The 15,465-nt window shown below is 72.5% G+C and carries 17 protein-coding genes; 6 read left to right on the plus strand and 11 right to left on the minus strand.

What is annotated here, in order from left to right; all coding sequences use genetic code 11:
* The first annotated feature begins 13 nt into the window (after positions 1-13).
* Positions 14-1,195, plus strand: a complete 1,182-nt coding sequence (locus tag ACILQ5_RS00940; protein WP_395656083.1) for an MFS transporter — start codon at positions 14-16, stop codon at positions 1,193-1,195.
* Here the strand turns inward: ACILQ5_RS00940 and ACILQ5_RS00945 are convergent.
* From ACILQ5_RS00945 to ACILQ5_RS00955, 3 genes are all read right to left on the minus strand, one after another.
* Complete coding sequence (locus ACILQ5_RS00945) at positions 1,167-2,642, minus strand: peptide MFS transporter (RefSeq protein WP_395656084.1); 1,476 nt, start codon at positions 2,640-2,642, stop codon at positions 1,167-1,169. The two genes, ACILQ5_RS00940 and ACILQ5_RS00945, sit on opposite strands and share 29 nt — an antisense overlap.
* Before the next feature lie 87 nt (positions 2,643-2,729).
* Entirely contained in the window at positions 2,730-3,263 is a 534-nt protein-coding gene (locus ACILQ5_RS00950; protein WP_395656085.1) for a MaoC family dehydratase, read from the minus strand.
* 2 nt (positions 3,264-3,265) lie between these two features.
* Positions 3,266-3,838, minus strand: a complete 573-nt coding sequence (locus tag ACILQ5_RS00955; RefSeq protein WP_395656086.1) for a TetR/AcrR family transcriptional regulator — start codon at positions 3,836-3,838, stop codon at positions 3,266-3,268.
* A gap of 44 nt (positions 3,839-3,882) precedes the next feature.
* Between ACILQ5_RS00955 and ACILQ5_RS00960 the strand changes: the two genes are divergently transcribed.
* Entirely contained in the window at positions 3,883-4,428 is a 546-nt protein-coding gene (locus ACILQ5_RS00960; RefSeq protein WP_395656087.1) for a GNAT family N-acetyltransferase, read from the plus strand.
* An 8-nt stretch (positions 4,429-4,436) separates the two neighbouring features.
* On the opposite strand, the gene ACILQ5_RS00965 is transcribed toward ACILQ5_RS00960, so the two are convergent.
* The 5 genes from ACILQ5_RS00965 to ACILQ5_RS00985 all read right to left on the minus strand — a co-directional run bounded on the left by ACILQ5_RS00965 (position 4,437) and on the right by ACILQ5_RS00985 (position 9,316).
* Complete coding sequence (locus tag ACILQ5_RS00965) at positions 4,437-4,619, minus strand: DUF5302 domain-containing protein (protein WP_395656088.1); 183 nt, start codon at positions 4,617-4,619, stop codon at positions 4,437-4,439.
* A gap of 50 nt (positions 4,620-4,669) precedes the next feature.
* Positions 4,670-5,716 (minus strand): endonuclease/exonuclease/phosphatase family protein, encoded by a 1,047-nt coding sequence (locus tag ACILQ5_RS00970; RefSeq protein WP_395656089.1) that lies wholly within the window; start codon positions 5,714-5,716, stop codon positions 4,670-4,672.
* A 127-nt stretch (positions 5,717-5,843) separates the two neighbouring features.
* Positions 5,844-7,040 (minus strand): acyl-CoA dehydrogenase family protein, encoded by a 1,197-nt coding sequence (locus ACILQ5_RS00975; RefSeq protein ID WP_395656090.1) that lies wholly within the window; start codon positions 7,038-7,040, stop codon positions 5,844-5,846.
* A 75-nt stretch (positions 7,041-7,115) separates the two neighbouring features.
* The gene (locus ACILQ5_RS00980; RefSeq protein ID WP_395656091.1) at positions 7,116-8,156 is read right to left on the minus strand and encodes a hypothetical protein; all 1,041 of its coding nucleotides are present in this window, start codon (positions 8,154-8,156) and stop codon (positions 7,116-7,118) included.
* 59 nt (positions 8,157-8,215) lie between these two features.
* On the minus strand, positions 8,216-9,316 hold the full coding sequence (locus ACILQ5_RS00985) for a hypothetical protein (RefSeq protein ID WP_395656092.1): 1,101 nt from the start codon (positions 9,314-9,316) through the stop codon (positions 8,216-8,218).
* 80 nt (positions 9,317-9,396) lie between these two features.
* Between ACILQ5_RS00985 and ACILQ5_RS00990 the strand changes: the two genes are divergently transcribed.
* Genes ACILQ5_RS00990 through ACILQ5_RS01005 form a run of 4 tightly spaced genes read left to right on the plus strand, consistent with a single transcriptional unit; the run spans position 9,397 to position 12,701 of the window.
* Positions 9,397-10,653, plus strand: coding sequence for a magnesium transporter MgtE N-terminal domain-containing protein (locus ACILQ5_RS00990; RefSeq protein ID WP_395656093.1), 1,257 nt, complete (start codon positions 9,397-9,399; stop codon positions 10,651-10,653).
* Positions 10,650-11,186 carry a DUF1003 domain-containing protein gene (locus tag ACILQ5_RS00995; RefSeq protein WP_395656094.1) on the plus strand — a complete coding sequence of 179 codons (537 nt, stop codon included), beginning with the start codon at positions 10,650-10,652 and terminating at the stop codon, positions 11,184-11,186. Before ACILQ5_RS00990 ends, ACILQ5_RS00995 begins: the two co-directional genes overlap by 4 nt.
* Positions 11,187-11,197: 11 nt before the next feature.
* Complete coding sequence (locus ACILQ5_RS01000; RefSeq protein WP_395656095.1) at positions 11,198-12,361, plus strand: Mrp/NBP35 family ATP-binding protein; 1,164 nt, start codon at positions 11,198-11,200, stop codon at positions 12,359-12,361.
* Between the two features lie 4 nt (positions 12,362-12,365).
* Positions 12,366-12,701, plus strand: a complete 336-nt coding sequence (locus ACILQ5_RS01005) for a sec-independent translocase (RefSeq protein WP_395656096.1) — start codon at positions 12,366-12,368, stop codon at positions 12,699-12,701.
* Between the two features lie 19 nt (positions 12,702-12,720).
* Here ACILQ5_RS01005 and ACILQ5_RS01010 read toward each other — a convergent pair whose 3' ends face one another.
* The 3 genes from ACILQ5_RS01010 to ACILQ5_RS01020 form a co-directional block, all read right to left on the minus strand.
* Positions 12,721-13,251, minus strand: a complete 531-nt coding sequence (locus ACILQ5_RS01010; RefSeq protein ID WP_395656097.1) for a hypothetical protein — start codon at positions 13,249-13,251, stop codon at positions 12,721-12,723.
* 65 nt (positions 13,252-13,316) lie between these two features.
* Positions 13,317-14,720 (minus strand): DUF2252 domain-containing protein, encoded by a 1,404-nt coding sequence (locus tag ACILQ5_RS01015; protein ID WP_395656098.1) that lies wholly within the window; start codon positions 14,718-14,720, stop codon positions 13,317-13,319.
* On the minus strand, positions 14,717-15,370 hold the full coding sequence (locus tag ACILQ5_RS01020) for a hypothetical protein (RefSeq protein WP_395656099.1): 654 nt from the start codon (positions 15,368-15,370) through the stop codon (positions 14,717-14,719). The genes ACILQ5_RS01015 and ACILQ5_RS01020 overlap by 4 nt, the downstream gene beginning before the upstream one ends.
* Positions 15,371-15,465: the final 95 nt, after the last annotated feature.

Genomic DNA, 15,465 nt, shown 5'->3' on the forward strand with positions numbered 1-15,465 from the left:
CACGATGCCGCCCATGGACTTGACCCGGGCCCGGCTGGCGGTCGCTGCCGCGTTCCTCTCGCAGGGTCTGGTCCTGCTCAGCCTCACGACCCGGCTCCCCGACTTCCAGGACAAGTGGCGGATCAGCGACGTCCAGCTCTCGCTGATCCTGCTGATGATGATCCTGCTGGCCGGCGTCGGGTCGGTGGCCGCGGAGGTCCTCGCCCGCAGGGCGGACAGCGCGATCCTGCTCCGCACCGGCCTGATCACGGTCGCCGTGGGGGTGCCCGTCCTCTGCGTCGCCCCGTCGGCGGCGTTCTTCGTCGGCGGCATCGCCGTCTACGGCGCCGGCCTCGGCATGGTCGACGCGTGCTCCAACATGCAGGCGGTCGCGCTCGAGCACCGCTACGGACGCCCGATCCTGCCGTCCTTCCACGGCGCCTGGACGCTCGGCGGGGTGGTCGGCGCCGCGCTCACCCTGGTGACGTCGGGCCTCCCGCTCGCCACCGGTGCCGCGCTCGGCCTGCTCCCGCTCCTCGTCGCGTTCGGGCCGTTCCTCCCCCGCGACCACGGCCCCACCGAGCTGGCGACGAAGGTCGCGGTGCCGTGGCGGCCGATCCTGCTCGTCGGTCTGGCGATGGTGCTCTTCTACATGATCGACACCGCGGTGCAGACGTGGGGACCGCTGTTCCTCGACCACACCTTCGACACCCCGCAGCGGTACGTCGCCCTGGCGGCCCTCTGCTACCTGCTCGCCAGCGGCCTGGTGCGCCTGGCCGGCGACTGGCTGGTCGGCCGGTTCGGGCCGGTCCCCGTGCTGCGGGTCGGGGCGGTCATCGGCTGCGGTGCCCTCGCGCTCGTCGTGTTCTCCCCGACCTGGCAGGTCGCGGTGCTCGGGTTCTCGATCCTGGGCGCCGGCGTCGCCGTGGTCGCCCCACTCAGCTTCTCCGCTGCGGCGAAGATCGCCGGCGGCGAGGGCTTCGCGCCCGCCGTCCGGCAGGCGCGCGTCGACGCGGTGATCGGTCGCTTCAACCAGTTCAACTACATCGGCGCCCTGCTCGGCTCGGTGATGACCGGCATCGTCGGGCAGGACTCGCTCCGGGTCGGGTTCGCCGTCCCGATGGTGCTGGTCCTCGGGATCATCCCGCTGGCGCCCGCGTTCGCGCCGCGCCTGCTCCCGATCGGCGTCAGTGCACCCCGGCCATCAGCCTCCTGATCGGCTTGGTGGCCGCCAGCAGCACCACACCCGCCGCCACGGCCACCAGCCCGAGCACCAGGAAGTACGACGTCTCGTCGTGCCAGTCGTAGGAGCCCGCGAGCTTGCCGGACATCGCCGTGCCGAGCGCGACCGAGAGGAAGTAGAGCGCCACCATCTGGGTGGCGAACCGCTGCGGGGCGAGCTTCGTCGAGAGCGACAGGCCCACCGGTGAGATGAACAGCTCGGCGATCGTGAAGACCAGCAGGATCCCGGTGAGCGCCAGCAGCGGGGCGGTGTTCTCCCCTCCGGGGACGGCGAGGAACAGCAGGAAGGCCACCCCCATCAGGATCGTGCCGATGCCGAACTTGACCGGGGTGGAGGGCTGGCGCGGACCCAGGCGCGTCCACGCGGCCGCGAACACCGGCGCGAGCAGGATGATGAAGACCGGGTTGATCGACTGCACCCAGGAGACCGGCATCTCCCACCCGAAGAGGTCCCGGTCCAGCCGCTTGTCGCTGTAGATCGTCACGACGGTGAACTGCTGCTGGTACAGCGACCAGAAGACGACGTTGGCGAGGAACAGCGGCACGAACGACCACACCCGGCTGCGCTCGACGGTCGTGATCTCCCGGTTCGCGAGCATCACGGCGAAGTAGGCGAGCGCCGCCGCGACCGTCACCCAGATGACGGTGTCGGAGAGGTTGTCGGCGGCGACCACCCCGGAGAGCAGCAGCACGGCGAGCACCCCGAGCCCGACGACCGCCACCCCGGCGTACCGCAGCCGCTCGGCGGGCGCGAGGGGGTGCGGGGCGACCCGCGTCCGGTCGGGCAGCCGGCGCCGGCCGAGGGAGTACTGCACCAGCCCGACGGCCATGCCGACCGCGGCGAGGGCGAAGCCCGCGTGGAAGCCCCAGTCCTCCTGGAGCAGGCCGGTCAGCAGCGGGCCGGCGAACGCGCCGATGTTGATGCCCATGTAGAACAGCGAGAACCCGCCGTCGCGGCGCTCGTCGTCCTCGGCGTAGAGCGACCCGACCAGCGAGCTGGCGTTGGCCTTCACGCCGCCGCTGCCCAGGGCGATGAGCACCAGGCCGACGGTGACGCCGACAAGACCGGGCAGGGCCGACAACGCGATGTGCCCCGACATCACCACGACGGCCGCGTAGAACAGGGTCCGCTCCGGGCCGAGGACCCGGTCGGCCAGCCAGGCGCCGACGATCGTCGCCAGGTAGACCCCGCCGCCGTAGGCCCCCACGATCTGGGTGGCGGTGGCCTCGGAGATCCCCAGGCCACCCTGGGCAGCGGAGTAGTAGAGGTAGATCAGCAGGATGCCCTGCATCCCGTAGAAGCTGAACCGCTCCCACATCTCCACGCCGAAGAGGTTGGCGAGGGGACGGGGGTGCCCGAAGAAGCCGCGGTCGTCCTCGGCCCCGACGGGGTGTCGTACGTCGGTGGTGGAGCTGGTCACCCGGACACGTTGCCCGCCCTCTCAGGCGGGCAAACAGCCCGGGCTCGCGTCACACCCACCCACGACACGGTGTCGGGACGCGCCTCGCTAGCTCGGCTCGGGGCCGCTCCAGTTCTTGTCCGGCTGGGGCACCGGGCGTCCCGGCTGCTCGCCGCCGCGCTGCTCGAGGTAGTTCTGCTTCGGCACCATCACCTTGCGGCGGAAGATGCACACGACCTTGCCGTCCTGGTTGTAGCCGATCGTCTCGACGTGGACCACGCCGCGGTCGTCCTTGGAGGTCGACTCCCACTTGTCGAGCACGGTGGTCTGGCCGTAGAGGGTGTCGCCGTGGAACGTCGGTGCGACGTGCCGCAGCGACTCGATCTCCAGGTTCGCGATCGCCTTGCCGGAGATGTCCGGCACGCTCATGCCGAGCAGGATCGAGTACACGTAGTTGCCGACCACCACGTTCTTGCCGAACTGGGTGGTCTCCTCCGCGTAGTGCGAGTCCAGGTGGAGGGGGTGGTGGTTCATGGTGAGCAGGCAGAACAGGTGGTCGTCGTACTCGGTCACCGTCTTGCCGGGCCAGTGCTGGTAGGTCGCGCCGACCTCGAACTCCTCGTAGCTGCGTCCGAACTGCATGGTCACACTCTGCCTGGCCCCGGGGTCGACCGCACTGTGGGGTGTCTCACCAGCACCGCGCCGAGCAGCGCGTCGAGCAGCTCCTCCAGGCGGGGCACCGGGAAGCGCTCCGGGTCGAACAGCGTCTGCACCACGAGCCCGTGCACGGAGGAGGTCACGAGGTCGACCGCGGTCTCGGAGGGCAGGTGCGGCCGCAACCAGTCCCGCCAGCGCTCGTACCGTGCCGCCTCCCGCGCGGACAGCCCGCCGTCGACCAGGGCGAGGCCCCAGAAGCCGACCCAGATGCGGCTCAGCTCCCTCCCCTCGTCGGTCGTGGGCAGCACGGCGACCAGTCGGTCGCGGAGGGAGACGTGCTCGCCCAGGGAGGCGTCGGTGCGCTCGTGGAGGAGCTGGAGCGCGTGGTCGAGGAGCTCCTCCTTGGTGCCGAACCAGTGCGTCACCAGCCCGGTCGTCGCGCCCATCTCCGCGGCCACGCTGCGCATGCTCAGGCCGGCGAAGCCGGAGTTCTCCAGCACCCGCCACACGGCCTCGGCGACGTCACGGCGGCGGGATTCTCGGTCGACCCGGGCGGGCATGGCGCCTAGAGTACATAACGATCGTTGTGTACCGAGGAGGACCCATGCTGTCGACCACGATCGGCGATGCCGAGCTCCGCGCCCTCGAGCCGTGGCAGGCCGCTGACCTCGCCGCGTTCACCGAGCGGCACCGCGCCCACCTCCGCCCCTGGCTGCCGTGGGCGGTGTCGATCGTCGACGAGGACACCGCCAACGGGTTCCTCCAGCGCTACGCGGACGCGACCGCCCGCGACGGCGGCCGGATCTACGCCCTCTGGCGCGACGACGAGATGGTCGGCGGCGCGCTCTTCCGCGTCTTCGAGCCGCAGACCCGGACCTGCGAGATCGGCGTCTGGCTGGCGCCCGACGCGACCGGTCGAGGACTGGTCGGCCGGACCGTGGAGGCGATGATCGCCTGGGCCGTCGACGTGCGCGGGATGCGCCGCATCGAGTGGCAGTGCGTGCCCGAGAACGAGCCGAGCAGGGCCGTCGCCCGCCGCCTCGGCTTCACCCACGAGGGCACGCTGCGCGAGGCGTTCGAGCACGAGGGCCGGCTCTGGGACGTCGAGGTCTGGGCCCTGCTGGCCGCGGAGCGCGGCCTGCAGGCCTGAACGTCAGCTCAGGAGCCGCCGCCACCCGCCTTGCGACGGTGCATCTTCGGGCCGCCGCCGGCCACCTCGGAGCCGTGTGCCTTCTCACGCACCGGACCGTCCTGGTGGACACCCTGCTCGCGCTGGTTCTTCCGCTCCAGCGCCTCGCGCATCTTGGCCTTCAGGTCGTCGTTCGCTTGCGGATCGGTCATGCCCCCACCGTTGCACGCCGCCCCGCACGAGGGCCAGCGCTTTGCGCGAGTCAGGGCTTGGTGGTCGGTGACGGCACGTTGGGCGTCGGCGTCCCGCTGCTGCTCGGCCGCGGCGTCGAGGTCGGCGACGGGGTGGGCGTCACCGTCGGCGTCACCGTCGGGGTGGGGCAGTCGGTCGGCGGCGTCACCGGCGGCAGCTCGGCCTCGGCGATGATCATCGAGTGGTCGGTCGACTTGCGGACCTTCGGGCCGCGCTCGGCGACGTAGCCGCTGAAGGTGGTCTCGGGCGAGCCGAAGATCCAGTCGATGTACGTCGGGCGGGTCGGTCCGCAGCCCGAGAGGCCACCGGTCCCGTTGTTGTAGCCGCCGCTCGCCGCCACCATGTCGGTCGCCGCGGTCATCCGGCAGTAGTAGACGTCGCGCTCGTTCATGTCGCCGAGGACGTAGACCGGCAGCCCGGACTCCTCGCGCAGCCGGTTGACCATCGCGATCTGGATGTCGGTCGCCCTCTTGCGCCACTGCGCCGCCGGGCCGTGGACGCTCGCCGGGTTGTGGAACGACGACGCGTAGATCTCCTGCCCGGTCGTGACGTTCTGGAGCCGCACGACCGGCATCTTGAGCAGGTGGCCGTGGAAGTAGGGGATCTTCACCCAGCTGCCGCTCACCAGCGACCACTGGTCGGTGCGCCAGGCGACGGAGTTCCGCATGTACTTCGGCCCCCAGGCGGTGCCGGGGTAGGTGTCCCAGTCGGCCCCCATCTCGCGCTCCCAGACGAGGTACTGGGGCCGCTCGAACTCCTGGAGGCCGATCACGTCGACGCCCTTCTCGTTGATGACCTCGGTGAGCCACTTCATCCGCACCGGGCCCGAGGCCCAGCCCGCCTTCTTGCCGCCGGGCTTGGTGTGGCCGGCGCCGAGGACGTTGAGCGAGCTCATCGTCCACTGGGTCGGCGTCGTCGTGTCACCCTCGGCGAGCCGCGCGCCGTCGTCGGCAGCACCCATCCCGGACAGGCGCAGGGCGGCGGCGCCGAGCACCATGCCGAGCAGCAGGGCGGCGACGACGGTGAGGCGCTGGCGGGAGCGAGCGTCCGAGAGCATGGGGGACCTCCTGGGTGATCAGGAGCACTCTAACGCCACTCCAGTCACACAGGGCACGAACGCACCACGTCCCACGCCGGTCACTCTCGCCCGGTCCGGACGCCGCCCGACCCGACCCGGTGCCCGATCAGGCCTTGAGCTTGTACTCCTTGAGCAGGCTGCGACCGATGATCATCTTCTGGATGTCGCTGGTGCCCTCGCCGATGAGCATGAACGCGGCCTCGCGGTAGAGGCGCTCGATCTCGTACTCCTTGGAGTAGCCGTAGCCGCCGTGGATCCGGAAGGAGTCCTGGACGACCTCGTTGCAGTACTCCGAGGCGAGCATCTTGGCCATCCCGGCCTCGACGTCGTTGCGCTCGCCGGAGTCCTTCTTGCGCGCCGCGCGGACCATCATCGTGTGGGCGGCCTCGACCTTGGTCGCCATCTCGGCGATGCGGAACAGGATCGCCTGGTGCTCGGCGATCGGCTTGCCGAAGGTCTCGCGCTGCTGGGCGTAGGCCACGGCCAGCTCGAAGGCCCGGTTCGCGATGCCGCAGGCGCGGGCGGCGACGTTGACGCGCCCGACCTCGACGCCGTCCATCATCTGGTAGAAGCCCTTGCCGGTCTCCCCACCCAGGACGTGCTCGTCGCCGGCCTTGAAGTTCTCGAAGACCGCCTCGGTGGTGTCGACGCCCTTGTAGCCCATCTTGTCGATCTTGCCCGGGATGGTCAGGCCGGGCGCGACCTCGCCGAAGCCCGGCTCCTTCTCGACCAGGAAGGTCGTCATCGACTTGTACGGCGAGTCCTCGCCCTCGTCGGTGCGGACCAGGGTCGCGACCAGGGTGGAGGTGCCACCGTTGGTCAGCCACATCTTCTGGCCGTTGATCACCCAGTCGTCACCGTCCTTGACGGCCTTGGACTTGATCGCCGACACGTCCGAGCCCAGGCCCGGCTCCGACATCGAGAACGCGCCGCGGACCTCACCGGTCGCCATCCGGGGCAGGTACTTCTGCTTCTGCTCCTCGGTGCCGTGCCGCATGATCATGTAGGCCACGATGAAGTGGGTGTTGATCACGCCCGAGACGCTCATCCAGCCGCGCGCGATCTCCTCCACGCACAGCGCGTAGGTCAGCAGCGACTCCCCCAGGCCGTCGTACTCCTCGGGGATCATCAGCCCGAAGATCCCCAGCTCCTTGAGCCCGTCGACGATCTCCTGCGGGTACTCGTCGGCGTGCTCGAGCTCGGTCGCGACCGGGAGGATCTTCTCCTCCACGAAGGTCCGTACCGCCTTGAGGATCTCGTTCTGGTCCTCGGTCAGTCCGTCGGTCTCGCACAGGCGGCCCATGGTCGTCCTTCCATCGGGAGAAACAGGTAACCGATCGGTAACCTACTTCGTCCGGAGCCTCCCGGGCATGTGAGATCAAGCACCGCCGGCGCGCGCCAGGAGGGTGCGGGCCACCTCGTCCGGGTCGTGCGCGGGAGCCACGTCGTCCGGACCCGGCTCCCCCGGCCCCGCCGTCACCGGCGCGAGGTCGGCCGGGTCGCCGTGGACCGGGTGGCCCGCCGAGCGGACCGCCGCGAGCCAGCGCTCCGTGGCGTCGGCCAGCAGGTCGCGGAGGGCGTACGGCGCCCGCGGCCGGGCCTCGGCGTGCGGGGCGAGCTCCCGCTCGGCGTACCCCCGCTTGACCACGCGCAGGTACGTCGCCCGGTCCATCCGGTCCCGGAGCCGGTCGTTGACGGCGCGCAGCAGCGCCACGTCGGCCGCGGCCAGGGACGGGTTGGCGACCCCGGCCGTGCGCGGGTCGACCAGGCCCGGGTCGAAGCCGCAGGCCTCGGCGAACCGCTGCCAGAGCACCTCGGGTCCGGCCCCCGGCGGCGGTCCCACGACCAGGTGCGCCCGGCCCGCGGGCACGCCGCCCGACCAGCGGTCCAGGCAGTCGGCGAAGTCCTGCGCGTGCCAGAAGTGCGGACGGGTCCCGCCGGCGTCGGGACCGGCGTCGGGACCGGTGTCGGCCCGCAGCTGGTCGCGCTCGAACTCCGCGAACGACCAGGACGCCCCGAGCTTGACCTCCTCCTGCCAGTGCGCGGTGGCCTGGCGACCGAGGTCCCGCGCGGTGACGACGACGTGCACCTCGGTCCCGGCCAGCGGGTCGAGGGCGGCCCGGACCTGCTCCGGCGTGGCGCCGGCGAGCACCTCGTGGCTGACGACGGCGAGCCCACGACCCTCGGCGACGAACGCGCGCGCCCGCTCGCACACGGCGGCCCAGGTGCCGGCGACCTGGTCGGCGCCCAGGCCGAACTTGTCGTGGCTGCCGCGCACCTCCACCGCACCGTGGAACATCGCGCCGGGCCGGACGAAGGGGTACAGGACGCCGGCCGCGCGGAGCTCGTCGCGGTGGTCGGCCAGGAGCGACTGGACGAACGTGGTGCCGGTCTTGGGGAGCCCGACGTGGAGCACCACGCGGGGTCCGACGGTGGCCGCGGGCGGCTCGGGGCGACGCCACCTCCTCCGACTGCCGGTCAGGGCCGGCTCCTGCGCAGCAGGCGGCGCACGCGGGGCTCCTCGCGCGGCGGGTCCCCGCCCGCCCGGGCGCGCTTGCGGCCCTCGACCCGCTCGATCGCGACCGACGCGAGCGCGCGGACGGCCGCGGCGGCCAGCTCCTCGGGGTCCGGCGGCACGCCGTCGTCGAAGGCGCCGTCGTCGGGTCGTAGGTCGTCGAGGTCGCCGGACACCTGGACGCCGCGGTCGCGGAGCATCGCGATCGACCGCTCGGCCTCCTCCTCGCACCAGGCCCGCAGACGCTCGGGCATCCGCGGCGGGGCGCCCCCCTGCTCGGCGAGGTGTCGCTGACCCAGCCACCCCTTGCCGACCGGCACGTAGTCGTGCCGGTTGACCAGCTTCCGCGGCACCTGCTCGCCCACCCGCCGCAGCACCTCGGCCTGCACCCGGCCCAGGGAGGCGTTCGGCCGCGCCGTCCCGGTCGACAGCCGGCCCGGGTCGACGCCGAGGACGGCGCAGAAGCGCTCGAGCAGGACCTCCGACGGCCCGCGCGGCACGGTCACGACGTGGATCCGCGCGAGCGGGATGCCGGTCGACCAGCGGTCCACCACGGCCTCCACCCCGCGCTCGAACCACCAGCGCTCGGCGATCCGGCCCCGCCGGCTCGCGACCTCGTCCAGGAACGTGTCGAGGTCGGGAGTCCGGCTGCCCTGCTGCACGCGCTGCTGCCAGGTCGACGGCAGCAGCCGCGCGAGGCTGCGCACCGTCAGCACGAGGTGGACCTCCCGGTCACCGCACGCGTCCACCAGCCGGCGTACCTGCGGCTCGGTCGCGGCCCCGAGCTGCTCCTCCGACACCAGGACGCGGGGCGCGGCGCTCGTCGCCACCTGCTCGGCGAACCGGTCGAGCACGCCCCGGGCGGCCGGCGGGTCGCGGCGGGGATGCGCCGCGTCACGCACGGCGCGCGAGAGCCAGGCGGCCTCGGGCCGCCCCCGGGGCGCGAGCTCGAGGCCCTGCCGCTCGAGCTCGGCACGGGAGTCGAGGAAGACCGACTGGAGGTAGGTCGTCCCGGTCTTCGGCATGCCGACGTGGAGGTGGATCTCACCCGGCGGCGCTGCCATGGCGGCACCCTACCGTCGCCGATCGGGGCCTTCGGCACGGGAACCCGGGCCGGGGTCGCCCGGCCGGTAGCGTTGCCTGGGTGAGCTCCACGCCCGTCCGCGTCTACGCGGCCCGCATGGTCGGGCTGCCGATCTTCGACCCCCAGGGGGACCAGGTCGGCAAGGTGCGGGACCTGGTGGTGGCGGTCCGCTCGGAGGTCCACCAGCCGCGCGTCCTCGGGCTGGTGGCCGAGGTCTTCGGCCGGCGGCGGATCTTCGTCCCGATGACCCGCGTGACCAACATCGACAGCGGCCAGGTCTACACGACCGGGCTGCTGAACATGCGCCGCTTCGTGCAGCGACCGACCGAGACCCTCGTCATCGGCCAGATGCTCGACCGCACCGTGCGGATCGTCAGCTCGGGGGTGACCGGGGCCGTCTACGACGTCGCCATGGAGCAGGCGCGCAACCGGGACTGGGTGCTGAGCCGGGTCGCGGTCCAGGAGCCGTCGAAGGGGCTGCGCCGGCGCGGCCAGTCCCACGTCGTGGAGTGGCGCGACGTCGAGGGGCTGACCCGCCGCGACGAGGCGCAGGGCGCGACGCACCTGATCGCCGCCCTCAACGAGATGCGGCCCGCCGACGCGGCCAACATGATCCAGGACCTGCCGCTGGAGCGCCGCACGGCGGTCGTGGCCGCGCTCGACGACGAGCGGCTCGCCGACGTCCTCGAGGAGCTCCCCGAGGAGGACCAGGTCGAGATCCTGGAGCACCTCGACAACGAGCGGGCGGCCGACGTGCTCGAGGAGATGTCGCCCGACGACGCCGCCGACCTGATCGCCGACCTGCCGCCCGAGACGGCCGAGGCGCTCCTGGAGCTGATGGAGCCCGAGGAGGCCGAGGACGTGCGCCGGCTGATGTCGTACGCCGAGGAGACCGCGGGCGCGATGATGACGCCGGAGCCGGTGATCCTCGGCCCGGACGCGACCATCGCCGACGCGCTCGCCCACGTCCGCAACCCCGAGCTGACCCCGGCGCTGGCCGCCCTGGTCTACGTGTGCCGTCAGCCGCTCGAGACCCCGACCGGCCGCTTCCTCGGCGTCGCCCACATCCAGCGGCTGCTGCGGGAGCCGCCCTCCACCCTGGTCGCGGGGGCGCTCGACGTCACCATGGACCCGCTGCGCCCCGAGGCGACCATCGACGAGGTGGCGGCGCACCTCGCGACCTACAACCTGGTCGCCGCACCCGTGGTCGACGACAACGGGCACCTGCTCGGCGCGGTCACCGTCGACGACCTGCTCGACCACATGCTGCCCGAGGGCTGGCGCGACCACGCCGTCCACCAGGGGGTGGAGCCGTGAGCGACCGCACGCCCCGCCTCGACACCCCCAAGGACCTCCGCCGGCAGCCGCTGGTGCGGCGCCCGTCGTACAAGCCCGACGCACTGGGCGTCTTCGCCGAGGAGTTCGCGCGGTTCATGGGGACCGCCCAGTTCCTCATCTACATGACGCTGTTCGTGCTCTCGTGGGTCGGATGGAACGCCCTCGCGCCGGCCGACCTGCGGTTCGACCCCTACCCGTTCATCTTCCTGACGCTGATGCTCAGCCTCCAGGCGTCGTACGCCGCCCCGCTCATCCTCCTCGCGCAGAACCGGCAGGAGGCCCGCGACCGGGTGATCGCCGAGCAGGACCGGCAGGCCGACGCCCGGGCGCACGCCGACATGGAGTTCCTCGCCCGCGAGGTCGCCTCGCTCCGGATGGCGGTCGGCGAGGTCACCACGCGTGACTTCCTGCGCTCGGAGCTGCGCAGCCTGCTCGCCGACCTCGAGGACCGCAGCGGCGAGCGTGGGCCGTCCCACCCGGGCGAGGGCGAGCCGGACGGGGGCGCCACGTAGACTCGGGGATCATGAGCAACACCCTCCTCGAGGCGGTCAACGCCGCACTGGCGACCGTCAACGACCCCGAGATCAAGCGCCCGATCACCGACCTCGGCATGGTCGACTCCGTCGAGGTCGACGACGCCGGCGTGGCACACGTGCACGTGCTGCTCACCGTCGCCGGCTGCCCGATGAAGGACACGATCAACCGGGACGTCACCGCCGCCGTCGGCGGGGTCGAGGGCATCTCCGGCGTCGACCTGAGCCTCGGCGTGATGACCGCCGAGCAGCGGGCCGGCCTGCAGGAGACGCTGCGCGGCGGACAGGCCCAGCGCGAGATCCCGTTCGCCCAGCCCGGCTCGCTGACCAAGGTCTTCGCGATCGCCAGCGGCAAGGGCGGGGTCGGCAAGTCGTCGGTGACCGTCAACCTCGCCCTCGCGATGGCCCACCAGGGCCTCAAGGTCGGGATCGTCGACGCCGACATCTACGGCCACTCGGTCCCCGCGATGCTCGGCATCGCCGACGCGCGCCCGACGCAGGTCGAGGAGCTGATCATGCCGGTCCCGACGCCCAGCGGCGTCTCGGTGATCTCGATCGGCATGCTCAAGCCGCGGCGCGACCAGGTCGTCGCCTGGCGCGGCCCGATGCTCGACCGGGCGCTCGTGCAGATGCTCGCCGACGTCTACTGGGGCGACCTGGACGTCCTGCTCCTCGACCTGCCGCCGGGCACCGGCGACGTCGCGATCTCGCTCGGCCAGCACCTGCCGGGCGCCGAGGTCGTCGTGGTGACCACCCCGCAGGAGGCGGCCGCCGAGGTCGCCGAGCGGGCCGGCACGATGGCGTCGATGATGCACCAGCGCGTGGTCGGTGTCGTCGAGAACATGAGCTTCCTCCCCTGCCCGCACTGCGCCGAGGAGGGTGTCGAGCACCGCCTCGAGATCTTCGGCGCCGGTGGCGGCGACCGGGTGGCGGCGACCCTCTCGGCCCGGTTCGGGTACGACGTCCCGGTGCTCGGCCGGGTGCCGATCGACCCCTCGCTCCGCGAGGGCGGCGACGCCGGCAAGCCGATCGTCGAGTCGGACCCGACCGCTCCCGGCGCCCGGGTGCTGGCCGCGGTGGCCGACCGGCTCGCCGGACGCGGTCGCGGACTCGCCGGGATGCAGCTCGGACTGACGCCGACCAGTAAGTTCTGACCTCGTGTTCGGGGTCGGCCTGCCGGAGTTCGCGGTCATCGCCTTCGTCGCTGTCCTCGTCTTCGGTCCGGACCGCCTCCCCGACCTCGCCCGTCAGGCCGGGCAGATGGTCCGCAAGGTCCGGCGGTTCGCCGACAGCGCCCGCGACGAGCTGCGCGCCGAGCTCGGGCCCGAGTACGCCGACCTCGAGCTGCGTGACCTGGATCCTCGCGAGATCGTCCGCCGGCACATCGCCGAGGCCCTCGACGAGGACGACGACGAGCCGGTCCGGCCGACCCGGCGCGGGCAGCGGCCGCTCGACGAGGGCGAGCTGCCCCCCTACGACGCCGACGCCACCTGACCGCTCCTGCGGCACCCGTTCAGCGGGACTGGACCGCCGCCAGCGCGGCGAGGGCGGCCAGCAGGCTGCGACCCTCGCCGACCGTCGCCTCGACGAAATCGGCCCCGACCCGGCGGGGCACCGCGTCGTACGCCGTCCCATCGGTCAGGTGCAGCACGCACCGCTCCCCCGCGTCGGCGAGACGGCGCAGGGCCGAGCCCACACCGAGGCGGGCGACGGGTGACCAGGCCACCTCGGGGACCGAGCGCGACGCGGCGCCGTGCACCGCGGCGACCGCCGGCAGGCACACGACCCAGTCCTGGGCCGGACCGGCGACCAGGCACCACCCGGTGCCGACCCGCTCGAGGACGCCGACGACCGCGCCGACACCGGCCACGTCGAACCGCACCTCGGTGCCGACCGACGCCATCAGCCGCGAGGCGAGGGTGACCTCGCGGTAGGCCGCCCGGCTGCGGTCGGCCAGGTCGGCGTCGCGCTCCGCGTCGAAGGCCGCCTCCGCCTGCTGCTCGAGGTCGTCGAGCAGGGCGAAGAGCTCCTCCTCCCAGGCCATGCCGCGAGCGTGCCCCGTCGACGCCCGCCCAACCCTCGCCGTGGGACCGGTGTCAGGGTCGGGGGTCAGGCCTCCTCGGCCGCCGGGAGGTCGCCGGAGGCGATCGCCGCGACCATGCTCGCGTGGTCCTGGTCGTTGAGGTCGGCGTAGGCCGTGGCGAACTCCGCGATGGCCCGCTCGAAGCGGTCGCTCTTCCCCAGGTAGGCGGCGATCTCGACCCGGTTGCCGGAGCGGGCGTGGGCGCGCGCGAGCGTGGTCGCGCACAGCCGGCCGTACATCGCCAGACCGGTGGGGACCATCTCCTCGACCGGGAGCGATGCCTTCCAGTCCCGGAGCTGGCGCACGTAGTAGTCGCGCTGGACGTCGTCGACGCCCACGATGCGCTGCCAACCGAGGAACGGGTCGCTGACGGCCTGCATGAGCATCTGCCCCGCCACCACGCGCTCGCCCTGGTTGTCGAACGTGCTGGCCCCGGCGTACGGCGCGAGCACGGACTCCTGGGCCTCCTTGGCCTGGAGGAAGAGGAAGTCGGTGCCGTCGGCGGACTCCAGCAGCATCACCCAGGCGCGGGTGCCGACGCTGCCCACGCCGACGACCTTGCGCGCGACGTGGACCAGCCGGTACTGCCGGACCAGGTGCCGCCGGTTGGACACCAGCGTCTCGGCGTACTGGTCGAGGACCTGGCCGAGGATGTCGTAGATCTCCTCCACGCCCCACTCGGGGAGCAGGTCCTCGACCGGGACGATGAGGGGCGGGTCGCTCCGGATCCGGTGCCGGCCGTCCACGACGGTCGTCAGCTTGCGCATCGCCTGGGCCGTGTCGCGGCCACGCGCCTTGGCCAGCAGGTCGACCATCGCCTGGTAGCGGTCCGGGGCGACGTGGTCCTTGACCCGCGCCATCTCCTCGTCGATCCGGACGTGGCTGTACCAGACGTCGCGCAGCGGCTGGCGGGCGAACTCCCGCATCGCGTGCCGGTAGGCAGCTGCGGTCTCCAGCAGCACGCGGGCGCGCTCCTTGCGCCGGAACCCGTTGGCCCGCCCCGCGATCTCGAGGCTGCTCACCAGCCGCTTGACGTCCCACTCGAAGGGCCCCGGCAGCGTCTCGTCGAAGTCGTTGAGGTCGAAGACGAGCTGCCGCTCGGGCGAGGCGTAGACCCCGAAGTTCGCCAGGTGCGCGTCGCCGCACAGCTGCACGGTGAGGCCGGTGCTCGGGGTGCGCGCGAGGTCCGCGGCCATGGGGAGGGCGGCGCCGCGGTAGAAGGTGAACGCGCTGACGGACATCCGGGCGTGCCGCACCGGCACCAGCTCGGGGACCCGGCTCACGCCCTGGGCGGCGAGCAGCCCGACCACGTCCCGGTCGACGCCCGGGTCGAGCGCGGCCAGGTCGTCCAGCGGGACGACGTCCCGTGCCGCCTTGCCCCTCGCCACCATCTCCTCGCGGGTCGTCGGTGCGCTCGTGGTGCTCGTCATGGTCGGTCTCCTCCGGTGGTGGCCGAGCGCACCTCGTGGCGCCAGGCGGGGAACATGAGCGCGGCGCCGACCAGGAAGCACACGGCGCCGAACAGGGTGCCGCCCACGGCCAGCGCGTCGTCGACGGGGACGCCGCTGGGCAGCACGAAGGCGGCGATCGCCGAGAGCATGAACAGGATCGAGCCGAGCATGTTGATCCAGGCGATCTGTCCCGGCAGGGTCCGCAGCTGCTGCCGGAGCCCGTGCTGCTCGAGGGCGAGCAGGGCGAACGCGCTGGCGACGAGGAAGAGCGTGGACCCGAAGAAGTCCGGGCGCCACACCTGCTGGTCGACGTCCTGGAAGCTCGTGTAGTCGGCGAGGGCGGCGAAGGTGCTGACGTTGAAGAACAGCGTCCCGGGGAACTGGCTCGCCGCCGCCAGCCAGTTGCGGTCGTGCGGCAGCCAGGCCCGCCACCGCACCCGGGTCGGCCGGTGCTGCCCCTGCTCGTCCACCCCGGTCATCTCAGGCGTCTGCGCCTGGAGGAGCTGCCCGAGCGAGGCCGAGGTGAAGAAGATCGAGCCGACGAAGTAGGTCACGCCGTCCACCGTCGTCCCGACGGCGTCGAGGTAGGCCGGGACGGACCCGAGGACGAAGCACGCGGACCCGATCATGAACAGGGTCGCCACTAGGCCGTTGAGCCGGACCGGCGTCAACCAGCGCGCGTCCGACCGTGCCCTGCGGACCTCCCCACCGCCCCCGGCCATGT

This window comes from Nocardioides sp. (assembly GCF_044226305.1).
Classification (GTDB): Bacteria; Actinomycetota; Actinomycetes; order Propionibacteriales; family Nocardioidaceae; genus Nocardioides.